The 16394-nt window shown below is 68.1% G+C and carries 14 protein-coding genes and 1 tRNA gene; 9 read left to right on the forward strand and 6 right to left on the reverse strand.

Features of this window, described 5'->3' with window-relative positions; genetic code table 11:
• The first annotated feature begins 29 nt into the window (after positions 1 to 29).
• Both ACZ55A_RS31080 and ACZ55A_RS31085 read left to right on the forward strand, forming a co-directional pair.
• Entirely contained in the window at positions 30 to 563 is a 534-nt protein-coding gene (locus ACZ55A_RS31080; protein WP_468847087.1) for a MarR family winged helix-turn-helix transcriptional regulator, read from the forward strand.
• A 671-nt stretch (positions 564 to 1234) separates the two neighbouring features.
• Positions 1235 to 1744, forward strand: coding sequence for a hypothetical protein (locus tag ACZ55A_RS31085; RefSeq protein WP_468847090.1), 510 nt, complete (start codon positions 1235 to 1237; stop codon positions 1742 to 1744).
• 381 nt (positions 1745 to 2125) lie between these two features.
• On the opposite strand, the gene ACZ55A_RS31090 is transcribed toward ACZ55A_RS31085, so the two are convergent.
• Both ACZ55A_RS31090 and ACZ55A_RS31095 read right to left on the reverse strand, forming a co-directional pair.
• On the reverse strand, positions 2126 to 2311 hold the full coding sequence (locus ACZ55A_RS31090; RefSeq protein ID WP_468847093.1) for a hypothetical protein: 186 nt from the start codon (positions 2309 to 2311) through the stop codon (positions 2126 to 2128).
• Positions 2312 to 3193: 882 nt separating this feature from the next.
• Positions 3194 to 3267, reverse strand: a tRNA-Gly gene (locus ACZ55A_RS31095).
• Between the two features lie 691 nt (positions 3268 to 3958).
• Here ACZ55A_RS31095 and dcd point away from each other — a divergent pair.
• The 3 genes from dcd to ACZ55A_RS31110 all read left to right on the forward strand — a co-directional run bounded on the left by dcd (position 3959) and on the right by ACZ55A_RS31110 (position 6815).
• Positions 3959 to 4534, forward strand: coding sequence for a dCTP deaminase (dcd, locus tag ACZ55A_RS31100; RefSeq protein WP_393485405.1), 576 nt, complete (start codon positions 3959 to 3961; stop codon positions 4532 to 4534).
• Between the two features lie 78 nt (positions 4535 to 4612).
• Positions 4613 to 5110 (forward strand): phosphoribosyltransferase, encoded by a 498-nt coding sequence (locus ACZ55A_RS31105; RefSeq protein ID WP_468847096.1) that lies wholly within the window; start codon positions 4613 to 4615, stop codon positions 5108 to 5110.
• A 145-nt stretch (positions 5111 to 5255) separates the two neighbouring features.
• Positions 5256 to 6815, forward strand: a complete 1560-nt coding sequence (locus ACZ55A_RS31110) for a ricin-type beta-trefoil lectin domain protein (protein WP_468847098.1) — start codon at positions 5256 to 5258, stop codon at positions 6813 to 6815.
• Positions 6816 to 6895: 80 nt separating this feature from the next.
• On the opposite strand, the gene ACZ55A_RS31115 is transcribed toward ACZ55A_RS31110, so the two are convergent.
• Both ACZ55A_RS31115 and ACZ55A_RS31120 read right to left on the reverse strand, forming a co-directional pair.
• A complete protein-coding gene (locus ACZ55A_RS31115; protein WP_468847323.1) occupies positions 6896 to 7846 on the reverse strand; it encodes a Yip1 family protein in 951 nt (316 codons plus the stop codon).
• Positions 7847 to 8319: 473 nt separating this feature from the next.
• Positions 8320 to 10587 carry a (Fe-S)-binding protein gene (locus tag ACZ55A_RS31120; protein ID WP_468847101.1) on the reverse strand — a complete coding sequence of 756 codons (2268 nt, stop codon included), beginning with the start codon at positions 10585 to 10587 and terminating at the stop codon, positions 8320 to 8322.
• A gap of 309 nt (positions 10588 to 10896) precedes the next feature.
• Here ACZ55A_RS31120 and dnaK point away from each other — a divergent pair, with 309 nt between their 5' ends.
• From dnaK to ACZ55A_RS31140, 4 genes are read left to right on the forward strand one after another with little or no spacing between them, the layout of a single operon-like run.
• Positions 10897 to 12753, forward strand: a complete 1857-nt coding sequence (dnaK, locus tag ACZ55A_RS31125; protein WP_468847104.1) for a molecular chaperone DnaK — start codon at positions 10897 to 10899, stop codon at positions 12751 to 12753.
• The gene (gene grpE / locus ACZ55A_RS31130; RefSeq protein WP_468847107.1) at positions 12750 to 13400 is read left to right on the forward strand and encodes a nucleotide exchange factor GrpE; all 651 of its coding nucleotides are present in this window, start codon (positions 12750 to 12752) and stop codon (positions 13398 to 13400) included. Before dnaK ends, grpE begins: the two co-directional genes overlap by 4 nt.
• A gap of 45 nt (positions 13401 to 13445) precedes the next feature.
• Entirely contained in the window at positions 13446 to 14615 is a 1170-nt protein-coding gene (gene dnaJ / locus ACZ55A_RS31135) for a molecular chaperone DnaJ (protein WP_468847110.1), read from the forward strand.
• Between the two features lies 1 nt (position 14616).
• On the forward strand, positions 14617 to 15069 hold the full coding sequence (locus ACZ55A_RS31140) for a heat shock protein transcriptional repressor HspR (protein ID WP_468847113.1): 453 nt from the start codon (positions 14617 to 14619) through the stop codon (positions 15067 to 15069).
• A 70-nt stretch (positions 15070 to 15139) separates the two neighbouring features.
• Here the strand turns inward: ACZ55A_RS31140 and ACZ55A_RS31145 are convergent, their stop codons facing one another.
• Entirely contained in the window at positions 15140 to 15544 is a 405-nt protein-coding gene (locus tag ACZ55A_RS31145) for a hypothetical protein (protein ID WP_468847116.1), read from the reverse strand.
• A 403-nt stretch (positions 15545 to 15947) separates the two neighbouring features.
• Positions 15948 to 16352, reverse strand: a complete 405-nt coding sequence (locus tag ACZ55A_RS31150) for a pyridoxamine 5'-phosphate oxidase family protein (RefSeq protein ID WP_468847119.1) — start codon at positions 16350 to 16352, stop codon at positions 15948 to 15950.
• Between the last annotated feature and the right edge of the window lie 42 nt (positions 16353 to 16394).

Consider the following 16394-nt stretch of genomic DNA (forward strand, 5'->3'; position numbering starts at 1 on the left):
ACGCTGCCTAAGCAGGAAAGTGAGTTCCGATGACGCAGTCCACACCGGAAACCGGGAAGGGTCCCGCGGGGACGGGGCAGGAGGTCACCGTTCCGGTGCCGGCCGCGGCCGGCGGCGGGCCGGTCAGTCACGCGATCTTCCGCCTGGCCCGCCTGCACCGCATGTTCGCCGGACAACTACTGCGCCGGATCGGCCTGCATCCGGGCCAGGAGCTGGTGATGATGCACCTGTGGGAGCTCGGCCCCCAGAGGCAGGCCGACCTGGTACGGCTGATGGACTCCGACGCCGCCACCATGACCCGCACCGTCCGGCGCCTGGAGCAGGCCGGCTTCGTCCGCCGCCGCCCCTCACCCACCGACAAGCGCGCCTCACTCATCGAACCCACGGCGGCCAGCCATGCCCTGCGCCGTGAGGTCGAGCAGGTCTGGAGCCAACTGGAGGACCTCTCCACGGCGGGCCTCTCCCCCGACGAGCGAACCGCCGCCCTGCACACCCTCGAACGCCTGGAACAGAACCTCGTCCAGGCCGCCGCCGACCCCGACGGAGCATGCGGGGAGAATTAGCACCTCGACGGCTGCAACGGCAGCAAAAGGGAGTGTCGGCAAAGGGGATGCCGACAAAGGGGATTGACCACCCGTCAGCGGCTGTCCGCAGTGTTGACGGCCCCCTGAAAACCCCACGCCCAACAGTTCCCGGACGCCTGTTCGCTGCCTGACCCACCCCTCAACGTCCCCGCGTCCGAGCCAATCTGCGCCACCCACCGCTCGGCGAGTGCCTGTCGGCGGGGAGCGCCGCACCGGGGGATCCCACGGCGCACCATCCCTCAGGGGGCGCCGCATACCCTCCGGCCTCGCCGTTCTCACGGGAAGGGGCACGCGGACGGTGCGTCGGATTGCAAGAGGTCCAGATGAAGCAAGGACCAGGTCACCGACCTGGGCCTCAACTATGGAGCGGGTGACGGGATTCGAACCTGCGGCTCTGAGCTTGGGAATCACGGGGTGATCGGCATGCAATCTGCGCCCTGATCTGCCAGAAAGGCCACCTGGGCGCCTCATTCCGATACCCCGTTGCGTACCCGAATTCCCCGTGGTTCACCGGCCCTTCGGGCACGCAACGGGCACGACGGCCGTCGGTGTGTCGGCACATGGCGTGGCGAAATTGCGCTCTTGCACAGTAATGCATCATCTGCACAATCGGGACGAAGGGGGACGCTGCTTGCCGAGGAGCTGAGTAGATGGATGCTGCCGCTCAAGTAACACTCATCACCGGCTTCGCGACGGCCGCCGTAGCTATTCTTGGTTACTGGGTTAACCAGCATGCCGCCCGCCGCGAGCGGAAATCCAAGACCTATGCTGAGGCGTTGTTGGCCATCTCGGACTACGAGGAACTTCCGTATCTCATTCGACGACGGCCCGATGGGGTCGGTGAGACACGAGCTGCAATCGTTCAGCGTCAGACTGAAGTGTTCTCGCGAATCCGCTATAACCAGGCGCTCTTGGATATGGACTCTGCGGTGGTAGGGGAGGCCTACCAGCTTCTTTTCACGCAGACTCGTCGACGGGGAGGTCCATACAGGAAAGAAGCTTGGATGGGGGAGATTATCACGAGCGACGCAGAGATTCCGGACTCTGCATATTATCCATACGACAATGACCCGGAACTTAAACTCTGCTTGAAGGCCATGCGGCGGGAATTGACGCCATTCTCTGGGTCTTACGCAGCGACAGATCAGGAAACTCCGTGAAAGTCGGCCCGAGTGGCAAGCGCCTGCATGGATGAGGGCTCGCGAGGCCGGCGCCACGACATCCGCTTTGTAAGTTCGCTCCGACACTCAGGTGATAGCTGCGCCTCGGACCGTTTACACCACCGTAGGCCGCTCGCGTCTCCCGTCGTTCGCAGCCGTTGATGTCAGCTGTAGATGTCAGCCACACCGCATCTCACTGCCGCCACCGCTCGCGCAGGTCCGCCCCGTTCGCCGACAACGCGCGCCTTCTTGCCCTGGTACTCGCCCCGCCCGGCGCTGCAACGCCATCAGACATTTGACAGCTGAACTGTGGTGACGCACTCGCCAGCTGGCGACATCTGTCAGCCTTGGTCCGCTCCGGACGGCCCAGCGACGGCCCGGCTACCGATCCGACTGCGGCGGCTGCCATGTCGATCCCGTCTGACGACCGGCGATGGCTGCGGCGAGTGCCAGCAAGGCTTCAACCTGTGCGACCTGGGCACGGGCTTCATATGAGGCTAGCTTTCCGAGCTTGATCGGTGCCAAGAGATCGCTCGCGGCTTGGGCGTGTTCTTCGTAGCTGGCCATGCGGAACTCCCCAGTGAGTGGATCATGGGAGCGGAACCGTACTACGTCGACCGTCGAGCCTGATTCCCTCCCCGGTACAGGCAACCCGCTACCGCTCGGATGGCGGAGTCTCAATGGCGGAGGCAACCCGCCGACCGATCGACGTCCCTCGATGCGAACTACCGGCGGGGTCGTCGCTGGGGTCTGTTGGCCTGGTCGTCAGAGGTCCTGCGGTCTCGGGCGGTCATCTGAGATCACCACGGTTGCTGTACTTCGTTGCTATACAGCAGATGCTAGGCGTCCGGTAGCGGGTAGAGGCTCTTCAAGTAGGCAAGAGCCACACCAGATACGGTCGGCTTCCAGCCCAGCTCCCGTTCCACTTCCTCACACCGCGACCCTGCCCGGGCACGCAGCTGCTCACTAGGCCTCACGTTTAGGCTGCCATCGGCCTTCGCGGTGCCCCTTACGGCTCGCGTGGGTCGATCGGGAACGAACTCACCCGAGAGGAAAAGGCGCAGACCCTCGTTCACGCGATCAGTGATGGCGTCACCAACTGCCTTGGCCGACTTCTTGAGGTGCTCACGCTCCTGCGCTGTGGTCCGCATTGCGAGGTTGGGTCGACCTTTGTTGGCGGCAGGACCAGACTGTCGCAGTCGCCCCCACGCGTTGGGAGCCAACACTTCGTCGACAGACTCTGCAAGTTCGATCGCCGCGTTCCGAGGGTGAAGGCGACGATGGCGGCTCGGCGGGAAGTGTGAGCGCGCGCCTGGGCTGCGTGAAAGCGTTCGAGGGCGATGCCGTCCCGGCTGATCGGGCACGTAGCGGGCACGAAACGCCTAGCACGGTCTAGACAACACAGAGGCCCAGCCGGGGAGTTAACTCCCTGAGCTGGGCCTGAGTCTTTGGAGCGGGTGACGGGAATCGAACCCGCGCTCTGAGCTTGGGAAGCTCATGTTCTACCATTAAACTACACCCGCGTAATCCCGCCTCGGATCGAGAGCGGAACATCGTCGCACACTCTACCCCATCACCGCGTCGCGGTGCATTTGGCATGCCCGGGCGCCGCAGGCCGGGGGTGGTGCGGGGTGCTTCGCGGGTCGTGGGGGAGGGCTCCGCCGGGTGGGATGTGGGTGCGGGGCGCGGGAGTTGGGGCGTACGGTTGGGCGTCGGAGTGCCGCGTGCGAGTGCGCCCAGTTCATCCCCTAATGTGGCTTTTGTTGTCCACGCAGTTGGGAGAGGGACCTGATGGAGCGCACCGTCGTACGTTGTGCTGAGGGCCATGTGTTCAGCACCGCTTCGTTCCCCATGCAGACCACCGACCGGCTCGGTCCCGGACGGCTGTTGCGCTGCCCGCGCTGTGCTCGGCTGCGGCATTCGGTGCCCGTGGAGCACGCGAAGCGGTAGCGGGCGGGCCGCGGCGCTCGAAGAGCGGTCGGGCAGTGGTCGGGCAGCGATCGCGTAGGGGCCGTGCGGTGGTCGCGTAGCGGTCGAGCCAGTGGTCGTCGAGCGGTCGTTCAGCGGTCGTGTGGTGATCGTGCGGAGCGAGGCGGTCGTGGCCAGGTCGTGAGGTGTCGATCAAGAGGGCGTAGTGGTGGGCCCGGTCTCCCTGGGGGGGGGCCGGGCCCTCGTCGTGCGGTGGGGGTGGTGCGGGCGCGTATCCTCATGTGCGTGCTTCTCTCAGACAAGGACATCCGGGCCGAGATCGACGCTGGTCGGGTGCGCATCGACCCCTATGACGAGTCGATGGTGCAGCCGTCCAGTATCGACGTGCGCCTCGACCGGTACTTCCGGGTGTTCGAGAATCACCGGTACCCGCACATCGACCCCGCCGTCGAGCAGTCCGATCTGACCCGTGAGGTCGTTCCGGAGGGGGACGAGGCGTTCATCCTGCACCCGGGTGAGTTCGTGCTGGCCTCGACGTACGAGGTCATCTCGCTGCCCGATGATCTTGCGTCCCGGCTCGAGGGGAAGAGCTCGCTGGGGCGGCTGGGGCTGCTGACGCACTCGACCGCCGGGTTCATCGACCCGGGGTTCAGCGGGCATGTGACGCTTGAGCTGAGCAATGTCGCCACGCTGCCGATCAAGCTGTGGCCGGGCATGAAGATCGGGCAGCTGTGCATGTTCCGGCTGACCTCGCCGGCCGAGCACCCGTACGGCAGCGAGCGGTACGGCTCCCGTTACCAGGGGCAGCGTGGTCCGACGCCGTCCCGGTCGTTCAGGAACTTCCACCGTACGCAGGTGTGAGGCGGGCAGAGGCGCGTGGCCGGGCGCAGGGCGGGGCTGTCCGGCCGGCCGTGGGACAGAGAAGGCTGAGAGAGATACGTGAGTGACGTGCGGGAGAACCTGACGTACGAGCGGTTCGGCGGGGCGATCCGCGAGCTGGCGCAGACGATCGCGGATGACGGGTACGAGCCCGACATAGTGCTGTCGATCGCCCGCGGTGGTGTCTTCGTCGCGGGCGGGCTGGCGTACGCGCTGGACTGCAAGAACATCCACCTGGTGAACGTCGAGTTCTACACCGGTGTGGGGACCACGCTGGAGATGCCGGTCATGCTGGCGCCGGTGCCGAACGCGATCGACTTCTCCGAGAAGAAGGTGCTGATCGCCGACGATGTCGCCGACACCGGTAAGACGTTGAAGCTGGTGCACGACTTCTGTGTGGGGACCGTGGCCGAGGTCCGTAGCGCGGTGATCTATGAGAAGTCGCACTCGCTGGTGAAGTGCGAGTACGTGTGGAAGCGCACGGACGAATGGATCAACTTCCCGTGGAGCGTCGAACCGCCGGTGGTGCGCCGTGAAGGACAGGTTCTCGACGCCTGAGGCGCGCAAGTAGCTTTTGTGGTGAGGGAGTTGGCCGACAGGTCAGCTCCCTCACGCATGTTTCGGCCAATCCCGTTCCGGGTGTTCCGCCTGTTCTTACTTACGAGTAAAACCCGCGGTAACAGCAGACCGGAGGGGAGACCCCATGGTGCGTGCGAGACGTGGGCGGCGGGGGCGGGCGGCGGTCGCGGCCTTGACCGCGGCCTTGACGGTGGTGTTCACCACTGCGGTGAGCGGGGCGAGCGGCGCCACCGCAGGGGCTGGTGCCGCCACCGCAGGGGCGGGCGCCGCGGCGGCCAGGCCGCTGTCGGCCGAGCTGGAGAAGGTCCGGGCACAGGAGGCGGTCGCGCTCTACGGGGACCCGGCCGAGCGGCCCCTGGCGGAACGGAAGTCCGCATTGATCTCGCTGGGGGACAGTGAGATCTCGGGCGAGGGCGTCGGGACGTACGAGCCGGGGACGGACGGGCCCGGGAACTGGTGCCACAGGTCACCGGACTCGGCGATCCACCGGACCGGGATCGCGGCCGAGGTGACGTACAACGTCGCCTGCTCGGGCGCGTACAGCGGCAACATCGTGATCGGCGGGAGCCGGCAGTACCCCGATGAGCTGGTGCAGAGCGACAGTCTGGCGATCAAGGCCCGTAACACCCGGCTGAAGATGGTGCTGCTGGTCGCGGGCGCCAATGACGATCTCCAGTTCGGGCCGGTGATGACGGACTGTGTGAAGCGCTGGTTCCTGTTGCAGGGGACCTGCCGGCCCGGGTACGAGCCGGGGTGGCAGGGGCGGGTCGACGGGCTGGTGCCCAAGGTCGAGCGGACGCTCGGCGATCTGCGGACCGTGATGCGGGACGCGGGGTACGCGGACGGCGACTACCGGCTCGTGGTGATGTCGTATCCGAGCCCGATCGGGCCGGACGTGGAGGACAACCCCAGCTATCCGGGGAAGCTGCCGGGCGGCTGCACCGGCTACACCTCGGATGCGGCGTGGGGGCGCGATGCCGCCGTACCGGCCTTCGAGCGGGGGATACGGAAGGCGGCGCGGGACACGGGCGCGACGTACCTCGACGCCTCGCGGCTGTTCCACGGGCACGAGGTGTGCATGGAGGACACCTGGGCCCGCGGGCTGTGGGTGAACCTCACCAACCCCTTCCCGCCGGACGCGAATTCGGTGCGGCAGTCGTTCCATCCCAACCTGCGCGGGCACGGTGCGTTCGCGTCCTGTCTGACCCAGCTCTACGCGGAGCCGGGGCTGCGGGAGGCGTCCTGTACGGATCCGGCGAGCACCGGGCGGCCGAAGCTGTACGCGGGAGGCTGGGACGACGTCTACCGGCCGTGGAAGAACGCCGCCACCGGGAGCTGTGTGGACGCGAACGGCGGCAGCAGCCGGAACGGTACGGCCGTCATCGGGTGGGACTGCCACGGGCAGCGCAACCAGGACTGGTGGTACGACGGCGAGCAGCGGTCGGTGCATGTGGGGCTGACCCAGGACCGGTGTCTGGACGTGCCGGGCGGACGGTACGAGGCGGGTGCGGCGCTGGTGCTGTGGAACTGCTCGGGCGCGGCCAACCAGCAGTTCGTACGGGCCGATGGCGGCGCGGTGCAGCCGGCCGCTGCCCGGGCGCTCTGTCTGACGCTGGGCGGGGCGAAGGAGCCGCTGCGGCTCCAGCGCTGCGACGGGTCCGCGGGGCAGCGGTTCACCGGCTGACGTCCGCCGTACGGCCAGGGGCCCGCTCCGGAGCCGAGTGCTCCGGGGCGGGCCCCCGCGTGGTGGGCCGGGCCTGCGGCCTACAGGGTGCCGAGCTTGAGCAGGCCCAGGAGGGCGACCAGCTGGATCGCCGAGGCGCCGAGGGCCTTGGGCCACGGCAGGTCGTGCGACTTGCTGACCATGGAGGTCAGCAGATAGCCGCAGGCGAGCCAGGTCAGCCAGCCCAGGACCTGGACCAGGGTGGAGTCGCCGCCCAGGAACATCGCGAACAGCAGCCGGGGCGCATCCGAGATGTTCATGATCAGCATGGACAGGCCGATGGTCGGCTGCCAGGCGCCGTCGCCGCCGAGCTGGCGGGCCAGGGTGTGGGTGACCGCGCCCAGGATCAGGCTGCCGATGATGAACATCACGGCGGTGATCAGCACCCAGGGGATGCTGTTGGAGAGCGTGGCGTTGAGCACGTCCTCGCGGGCCTTGTCGAAGCCGAAGACCGCGAGCAGGCCGTAGACGAAGGTGACGATGAGCGCCGGGCCCCAGACCGTGTGGTCGCGCATCTGCCAGAACGTGGCGTCGGGGCGCAGCACCATGCCGGACAGCAGCTGCTTCCAGTGCAGCCGGGGGCCGGCCGGCGGTGCGGAGGTCTGGCCGGCGCGGTAGGTGCCGCCGGCCGCGTAGTCGCCGTCACCGGGGCCGTCGCCGTACTGGCCGGGGTACTGGCCGTAGGCGTCCGGGGCCTCGCCGATGCTGAACTGCCGGGTGCTGCCCGGGTTGTTGTGGTCGCCGTACGGCGCGTAGGACTGCTGGGCGGGCTCGTAGCCGCCGTCGCCGAAGTACTCGGGCTCACCGTACTGCCCGGGAGCCTGCGGCTGTCCCTGCGGCCCGCCGCCGTACTGCTGCGGGGGCTGCTGCCACTGCCCGTGCGGCGGTGGGGGCTGCTGTCCGTACGGTCCTTGCTGTCCGTACGGAGCCTGCTGCCCCTGGTGCCCCTGCTGTCCGTCCTGCGCGGGGCGGGCATCCCGTCCGCGACCCATCCTGAATCCAGCCACGCCTTCGAAAGTACCTGGTCCGCGGGGAACGGGGGGCCGGGCCGGGGGACTGGGGCGGCGTTTGCTGCTGAGCTGTGACATCCCCTAGGGGGATCCCGGAGGGAATTCCGGTCCGGAGCCCGGAGTCCGGCCAAGGGTCAGCTCCGGAAGGTTCTCCCTGTTGCCACTGCCGTCGTTCGTGGCCAGGACCCGGAAACCGTGGTGGGCGTAGAACGCCCGGGCCTCGCTGTTGAGTTGGAAGAACACGCAGGGTGAGACCGCCGGGGCGGTGGCGCCGCACCTCGGCGAGCAGCCGGCTGCCGATGCCGGTGCGCCGGACGTCCGGGCGGAGGTAGAGCTGGTCGAGCAAGTTCACGGGGGCGGGCGGGTGGCCGGGCAACCGGATTTGGGGGTGTACGCCGACGGCCGGCCCCCACCACAAGGGGACCGGCCGTCGGTCAATGCGCCTGCGCGCGCGGTTACTTCACCGGCTCGGGCTCCGGGGTGTCCGTGGACTCCTCGTCGTCGGCCGGGTCGGCGGGGGCCTTGACGGAGTCCAGCAGCAGCTGGGCCACGTCGACGACCTGGACGGATTCCTTCGCCTTGCCGTCGTTCTTCTTGCCGTTGACCGAGTCGGTCAGCATCACGAGGCAGAAGGGGCAGGCCGTCGAGACGATGTCCGGGTTGAGGGACAGAGCCTCGTCGACGCGCTCGTTGTTGATGCGCTTGCCGATGCGCTCTTCCATCCACATACGGGCACCACCGGCGCCACAGCAGAAGCCGCGCTCCTTGTGGCGGTGCATCTCCTCGTTCCGCAGGCCCGGCACCTTCGCGATGATCTCGCGCGGCGGGGTGTAGACCTTGTTGTGCCGGCCCAGGTAGCACGGGTCGTGGTACGTGATCAGACCCTCGACCGGGGTGACCGGGATCAGCTTGCCCTCGTCGATCAGGTGCTGGAGCAGCTGGGTGTGGTGGATGACCTCGAACTCGCCGCCCAGCTGGGGGTATTCGTTCGCGATGGTGTTGAAGCAGTGCGGGCAGGTGGCGACGATCTTCTTCTTGGACTTGGGCTTCTTGGTGGACTCGTCGTCACTGTCCTCGCCGAAGGCCATGTTCAGCATCTCGACGTTCTGCTGGCCGAGCTGTTGGAAGAGGAACTCGTTGCCCAGACGGCGGGCCGAGTCACCGGTGCAGGCCTCGTCGCCGCCCATGATGGCGAACTTGACACCGGCGATGTGCAGCAGCTCCGCGAAGGCCTTGGTGGTCTTCTTCGCCCGGTCCTCCAGGGCGCCGGCGCAGCCGACCCAGTACAGGTAGTCGACCTCGGTGAGGTCCTCGATGTCCTTGCCGACGACCGGGACCTCGAAGTCGACCTCCTTGGTCCACGCCAGGCGCTGCTTCTTGGCCAGGCCCCAGGGGTTGCCCTTCTTCTCCAGGTTCTTGAGCATCGTGCCCGCCTCGCTGGGGAAGCTGGACTCGATCATGACCTGGTAGCGGCGCATGTCGACGATGTGGTCGACGTGCTCGATGTCGACCGGGCACTGCTCGACGCAGGCGCCGCAGGTGGTGCAGGACCACAGCACGTCCGGGTCGATGACACCGCCCTCTTCGAGGGTGCCGACCAGCGGGCGCTCGGCCTCCGCGAGGGCGGCGGCCGGGACGTCCTTCAGCTGCTCCTCGGTGGCCTTCTCCTCGCCCTCCGCGGTCTTGCCGCCGCCCGCGAGCAGGTACGGCGCCTTGGCGTGCGAGTGGTCGCGCAGCGCCATGATCAGCAGCTTGGGCGACAGCGGCTTACCGGTGTTCCAGGCGGGGCACTGCGACTGGCAGCGGCCGCACTCGGTGCAGGTGGAGAAGTCGAGGATGCCCTTCCAGGAGAAGTGCTCGACCTGGGAGACGCCGAACTGGTCGTCCTCGCCCGGGTCCTCGAAGTCGATCGGCTTGCCGGCGGAGGTCATCGGCTGGAGCGCGCCCAGCGTCACCTCGCCGTCCGCCTCGCGCTTGAACCAGATGTTGGGGAAGGCCAGGAAGCGGTGCCAGGCCACACCCATGTCGGTCTTGAGGGAGACCGTGATCATCCAGATGAAGGACGTCGCGATCTTGATCCCGGCGAAGAGGTAGGTGAGGTTCTGGAGGGTGCCGAGGCTCAGGCCCTTCAGGAAGACGACCAGCGGGTACGAGGCGAAGAACGCGGGCTCGTAGTGATCGACGCCGTGCTGGGCGCCCTCCAGGGCGTGCAGCGTCACGATGCAGATGCCGACGATGAGGATGACGGTCTCGACGAAGTACGCCTGGCCGGTGTTGGAGCCCGCGAAGCGGGACTTGCGGCCCGCCCGGCCCGGCCTGCTCAGCTGCCGGATGACGATCAGGACGATGATGCCCACGGTCGTCAGCGTGCCCATGCCCTCGACCCACATCTCCCACGGCAGCCAGCCGCCGATGACCGGGATCAGCCAGTCGGCCTGGAAGAGCTGACCGATGGCGTTGACGATGGTCAGCAGCAGGGAGAAGAAGCCCACCGCCACGAACCAGTGCGCCACGCCGACGACGCCCCAGCGGTTCATCCGGGTGTGGCCCAGGAACTCCTTGGCCACCGTGAGGGTGCGCTGCGCGGGGTCGTTGGTCCGGGTCCCGGCGGGTACGGGCTGGCCGAGCCGTACGAAGCGGTAGATCTGCAGGATGGCGCGGCCGAACAGCGCGACGCCGACCGCGATTAGGACCAGCGACACAATGATCGCGGCGAGTTGCATTGGTGGCTCCTCGAACCTGCGAGAGCGGAAAAGACTGGGATTGCTGGGAAGGCTGAGCGGTACTACTAAGCGGTAACTTTTTGGGTCTGCGGCTGAGGTTACCCATTCTCCTCGGTGCCATGAAGCCGCCCGGCCGGTGATCTGTGTCGCGAAGGCAACCCTGTCCGGGGTGCCGACGTCTTCGGGGGCGGCCAGGTGACGGTACGGGCCATATGAAAGTTGAGCGACCCTGACTCAGGTCTGTTGACAGGTTTTCTTTGGTGCTGCACTCTTGAGCCTGTTCCACTCAAGTCAGCTGGAGGAATTGAAATGGCACGTGCGGTCGGCATCGACCTGGGCACGACGAACTCCGTCGTCAGTGTTCTCGAAGGCGGTGAGCCCACCGTCATCACCAACGCCGAGGGCGCCAGGACCACGCCGTCCGTTGTCGCCTTCGCCAAGAACGGCGAGGTGCTGGTCGGCGAGGTCGCGAAGCGCCAGGCGGTCACCAACGTCGACAGGACCATCCGGTCGGTCAAGCGCCACATGGGCACCGACTGGAAGATCGACATCGACGACAAGGGCTTCAACCCGCAGCAGATGAGCGCCTTCATCCTGCAGAAGCTCAAGCGGGATGCCGAGGCGTATCTGGGCGAGAAGGTTGTCGACGCGGTCATCACCGTTCCGGCCTACTTCAACGACTCCGAGCGCCAGGCCACCAAGGAGGCCGGTGAGATCGCGGGCCTCAACGTCCTGCGTATCGTCAACGAGCCCACCGCGGCCGCCCTGGCCTACGGCCTGGAGAAGGACGACCAGACCATTCTGGTCTTCGACCTCGGTGGCGGCACCTTCGACGTCTCGCTGCTGGAGATCGGCGACGGCGTCGTCGAGGTGAAGGCCACCAACGGTGACAACCACCTCGGTGGTGACGACTGGGACCAGCGTGTCGTCGACTACCTGGTGAAGCAGTTCCAGAACGGCCACGGCGTCGACCTGTCCAAGGACAAGATGGCGCTCCAGCGTCTGCGCGAGGCCGCCGAGAAGGCGAAGATCGAGCTGTCGTCCTCCACCGAGACGACGATCAACCTTCCCTACATCACCGCCTCCGCCGAGGGCCCGCTCCACCTGGACGAGAAGCTCACCCGCTCGCAGTTCCAGCAGTTGACCGCGGACCTCCTGGAGCGCTGCAAGACCCCGTTCCACAACGTCATCAAGGACGCGGGCATCCAGCTCTCCGAGATCGACCACGTCGTTCTCGTCGGTGGCTCGACCCGTATGCCGGCCGTCGCCGAGCTCGTCAAGGAGCTGACCGGCGGCAAGGACGCCAACAAGGGCGTCAACCCGGACGAGGTCGTCGCCATCGGCGCCTCGCTCCAGGCCGGTGTCCTCAAGGGTGAGGTCAAGGACGTTCTGCTCCTCGACGTGACCCCGCTGTCCCTCGGTATCGAGACCAAGGGCGGCATCATGACCAAGCTCATCGAGCGCAACACCACGATCCCGACCAAGCGCTCGGAGATCTTCACCACGGCCGAGGACAACCAGCCGTCCGTGCAGATCCAGGTCTACCAGGGCGAGCGCGAGATCGCGGCGTACAACAAGAAGCTCGGGATGTTCGAGCTGACCGGTCTGCCGCCGGCCCCGCGTGGTGTCCCGCAGATCGAGGTCTCCTTCGACATCGACGCCAACGGCATCATGCACGTGACCGCGAAGGACCTGGGCACGGGCAAGGAGCAGAAGATGACCGTCACCGGCGGCTCCTCGCTGCCGAAGGACGAGGTCGACCGGATGCGCCGGGAGGCCGAGCAGTACGCGGACGAGGACCACCGCCGCCGCGAGGCCGCCGAGGCCCGCAACCAGGGCGAGCAGCTCGTCTACCAGACCGAGAAGTTCCTCAAGGACAACGAGGACAAGGTCCCCGGTGAGGTCAAGACCGAGGTCGAGACCGCCGTCGGCGAGCTGAAGGAGAAGCTCAAGGGCGAGGACACCGCCGAGATCCGTACCGCCACGGAGAAGGTCGCGGCCGTCTCCCAGAAGCTGGGTCAGGCCATGTACGCCGACGCCCAGGGCGCGCAGGCCGCCGGTGGCGCCGAGGGCGCTGCCGCCGGTGACCAGGCCAAGGCCGAGGACGATGTCGTCGACGCCGAGATCGTCGACGACGAGAAGCCGAAGAAGGATGGTGCCGCGTGACGGAGGAGACCCCGGGCTTCGAGGAGAAGCCCGACGTCCCTTCCGACGCCGCCCCCGAAGACGCGGCGCAGGCCGAGTCCGCCGAGAAGGCGGGCTCGGCCCCGGCCGGGGACGTACAGGACGTGGCACTCCAGGCGCAGCTGGACCAGGTGCGCACGGCGCTCAACGAGCGCACGGCGGACCTCCAGCGGCTCCAGGCGGAGTACCAGAACTACCGCCGTCGGGTGGAACGGGACCGGGTCACGGTCAAGGAGATCGCCGCGGCGAACCTCCTGTCCGAGCTCCTTCCCGTGCTCGACGACATCGGCCGGGCGCGTGAGCACGGCGAACTGGTCGGCGGCTTCAAGTCGGTGGCCGAATCGCTGGAGACCGTGGCCGCCAAGCTCGGCCTCCAGCAGTTCGGCAAGGAGGGCGAGCCCTTCGACCCGACGATCCACGAAGCGCTGATGCATTCGTACGCGCCGGATGTCACCGAGACGACGTGCGTTGCGATCCTTCAGCCCGGGTATCGCATCGGTGAGCGGACGATCCGTCCCGCACGGGTCGCCGTCGCCGAGCCGCAGCCGGGCGCGCAGAGCGCCAAGTCCGCCTCGGACGAGGACGCCAAGCCGTCGGACGAGGAGAGCGGTGGCCCGGAAGAGGGCTGACGTGCGGACACAGAAGAGAACAGAACGGAAGGAGGGACGTCGGGGATGAGCACCAAGGACTTCGTCGAGAAGGACTACTACAAGGTCCTCGGCGTCCCCAAGGACGCCACCGAAGCAGAGATCAAGAAGGCGTACCGCAAGCTCGCCCGCGAGAACCACCCGGACGCCAACAAGGGCGACGCCAAGGCCGAGGAGCGCTTCAAGGAGATCTCCGAGGCCAACGACGTACTGGGCGACGCCAAGCGCCGCAAGGAGTACGACGAGGCGCGGGCGCTGTTCGGCAACGGCGGCTTCCGGCCCGGTCCGGGCGGGGGCGGCGGCTCCTTCAACTTCGACCTGGGCGACCTCTTCGGGGGCTCGGGCGGAGCCGGGGCCGGCGGCTTCGGCGGCGGGCTGGGGGACGTGTTCGGCGGTCTGTTCAACCGCGGGGGCGCCGGTACGCGTACCCATCCGCGGCGCGGCCAGGACATCGAGTCCGAGGTGACGCTGAGCTTCACCGAGGCGGTCGACGGGGCCACGGTCCCGCTGCGGATGTCCAGCCAGGCGCCGTGCAAGGCGTGTTCGGGCACCGGCGACAAAAACGGTACGCCTCGGGTCTGCCCGACCTGTGTCGGCACCGGACAGGTCAGCCGGGGCGGGGGCGGCGGCTTCTCGCTGACCGACCCGTGCGCGGACTGCAAGGGCCGGGGCCTGATCGCCCAGGACGCGTGCGATGTCTGCAAGGGCAGCGGACGCGCGACCAGCGCCCGCACGATGCAGGTCAGGATCCCCGCGGGGGTCTCCGACGGGCAGCGCATCCGGCTGCGGGGCAAGGGCGCGCCGGGCGAGCAGGGCGGCCCGGCGGGCGACCTCTACGTCGTTGTGCATGTCGACGCCCACCCGGTCTTCGGCCGGAAGGGCGACAACCTCACCATCACGGTGCCGGTCACCTTCCCGGAGGCCGCGCTCGGCGGCGAGGTGAAGGTGCCGACGCTGGGCGGCCCGCCGGTGACGCTGAAGCTGCCGGCCGGCACTCCCAACGGACGCACGATGCGGGCCCGGGGCAAGGGCGCGGCCCGCAAGGACGGCACCCGGGGTGATCTGCTGGTCACCATAGAGGTGGTCGTTCCCAAGGACCTCGGCGACAAGGCGAAGGAAGCGCTGGAGTCCTACCGCGAGGCGACCGCGGGGCCGGACCCGCGGGCGGAGCTGTTCCAGGCCGCGAAGGGAGCTTGAGATGGACAGCCGGGGCGGGCAGCGTCGTAACCCGTATGAACTGACCGATGAGTCGCCGGTGTACGTCATCTCCGTCGCGGCTCAGCTCTCCGGCCTGCATCCGCAGACCCTGCGGCAGTACGACCGGCTGGGGCTGGTCTCGCCCGACCGCACGGCCGGGCGGGGCCGCCGCTACTCGGCCCGGGACATCGAACTGCTCCGTACGGTGCAGCAGTTGTCCCAGAACGAGGGCATCAACCTCGCCGGCATCAAGCGCATCATCGAACTGGAGAACCAGGTCGCGGCCCTCCAGCAGCGGGTCGCCGAACTCCAGGGCGCCCTGGAGGGCGCGGCCAGCGCGATGCAGCAGAGGGAGGCGGCGGTGCATGCCTCGTACCGGCGCGATCTGGTGCCGTATCAGGACGTCCAGCAGACCAGCGCGCTGGTGGTCTGGCGGCCCAAGCGCTCCGAGTAACGGGCGCGGTGAAGTCGCAGACGAAGGGCCGGGGTGACGAACCCCGGCCCTTCGTGCTGCATACGGGCCGTCAGCAGCCGTTGTAGCCGGCCGTAGGCATCGACAGCCGCCGGTGTACCTGGGACTTCATCGCCAGGGTGTAGACCGGCTCGTCCAGGTCCGCGGTCTCCAGGCGTACGCCGGCCGCCGCGCAGCGCTCGGAGAACTCGTCGGCCCCGTCGATGGCGTTCTCCAGCGCCCGGCGATTGGGCGTCACAAACACATCGACCAGGCCCTTTTCCACATCGCGCCACAGCGCGCTGTGGTCGGCGCGCAGCTGGTGCAGGCTGAGCCGGCAGGTCAGGTGGTAGTCACGGGCCACCGCCCACTGCCGGCACATGTCGTGCTGGCTGCGGTCGTCGACCAGGAACGGATCCTCGTCCAGCTCGGACAGTGGCATCAGGCAGGCGATCGCCGTGACTCGGACCGAGTTCATCGTGCCCTCCGGGGCGTGGCGACTGTGGGGGCGACGATACTCCCGAGGGCGGCCCGCGGTGCAGGGGCGGTACCGGGCGGCGAGGCGTATCCGCAGGCGTGGCAGATCTTCCAGCCGTCCTGATTGACGGCGAGCTGGCCGCCGCAGCGCGGACAGAGCTCGGCGCGCGGGTGCGGAAGGGCGGGGCGCGGACGCCGCGGGACGGCCCTCACACTGCGCGATGCCGGCGCCATGCATCCTCCAACTGCCCTCATTTGTACGGGACAGGGCCGATGCCGCCCGCCCTTGCGCGAGGCTGTTCGGTTCCCGTTCGTACCTGGGTACCAGGTGGAGAGCGGGTGCCGGATGCGGAGCGTCCGTTTTCGGCCAGGGCCGGGCTGGGTGCGGGAGGGGGAGACGGGCGTCAGGCCCGCCCCATCGCCCTGGTGACCGCGATCTCGATCATGACCCGGTCGGGGTTGGGCGTCGGGGTCCGCCCGTACCGCGCGGCGTAGCGGCTGACCGCGTCGGCCACCGACTCGGCGTCCGTACGCACCCGCGCGATGCCCTCCAGGGTCGCCCAGCGCCCCTTGTCGACCTGGCACACGGCGACGGTGGCGCCGTCCGCGCCGGCGGCGAGGATGTTCTTGACCTTGGTGCTGTCCTTGCGGGTGATGACCCGCGCGATCCGCTGCCCGGCGTCGTAGGTGACGCCCACCGGAACGACGTGCGGCGTCCCGTCCGTACGCAGCGTGGTGAGCGTCGGCATCAGGTACTCGTCCCAGAAGGCGAGGTACTCCGGACTGAGGGCGCTGAGGTCGTGGGCCATGGGGTCAGGGTAGAGGGGGCCTTGCCGGCCCGGCCCGGCGGT

The organism is Streptomyces sp. NPDC034111 (assembly GCF_055575375.1).

Bases quoted from the DNA above. Each gene is read 5' to 3' on its own strand.
- ACZ55A_RS31110 (WP_468847098.1), top strand. From the start codon at position 5,256: ATGGTGCGTGCGAGACGTGGGCGGCGGGGGCGGGCGGCGGTCGCGGCC.
- ACZ55A_RS31140 (WP_468847113.1), top strand. From the start codon at position 14,617: ATGGACAGCCGGGGCGGGCAGCGTCGTAACCCGTATGAACTGACCGAT.
- ACZ55A_RS31090 (WP_468847093.1), bottom strand. From the start codon at position 2,311: ATGGCCAGCTACGAAGAACACGCCCAAGCCGCGAGCGATCTCTTGGCA.
- dnaJ (WP_468847110.1), top strand. From the start codon at position 13,446: ATGAGCACCAAGGACTTCGTCGAGAAGGACTACTACAAGGTCCTCGGC.
- ACZ55A_RS31085 (WP_468847090.1), top strand. From the start codon at position 1,235: ATGGATGCTGCCGCTCAAGTAACACTCATCACCGGCTTCGCGACGGCC.
- dnaK (WP_468847104.1), top strand. From the start codon at position 10,897: ATGGCACGTGCGGTCGGCATCGACCTGGGCACGACGAACTCCGTCGTC.
- ACZ55A_RS31145 (WP_468847116.1), bottom strand. From the start codon at position 15,544: ATGAACTCGGTCCGAGTCACGGCGATCGCCTGCCTGATGCCACTGTCC.
- ACZ55A_RS31080 (WP_468847087.1), top strand. From the start codon at position 30: ATGACGCAGTCCACACCGGAAACCGGGAAGGGTCCCGCGGGGACGGGG.
- ACZ55A_RS31120 (WP_468847101.1), bottom strand. From the start codon at position 10,587: ATGCAACTCGCCGCGATCATTGTGTCGCTGGTCCTAATCGCGGTCGGC.
- ACZ55A_RS31150 (WP_468847119.1), bottom strand. From the start codon at position 16,352: ATGGCCCACGACCTCAGCGCCCTCAGTCCGGAGTACCTCGCCTTCTGG.
- ACZ55A_RS31115 (WP_468847323.1), bottom strand. From the start codon at position 7,846: ATGGGTCGCGGACGGGATGCCCGCCCCGCGCAGGACGGACAGCAGGGG.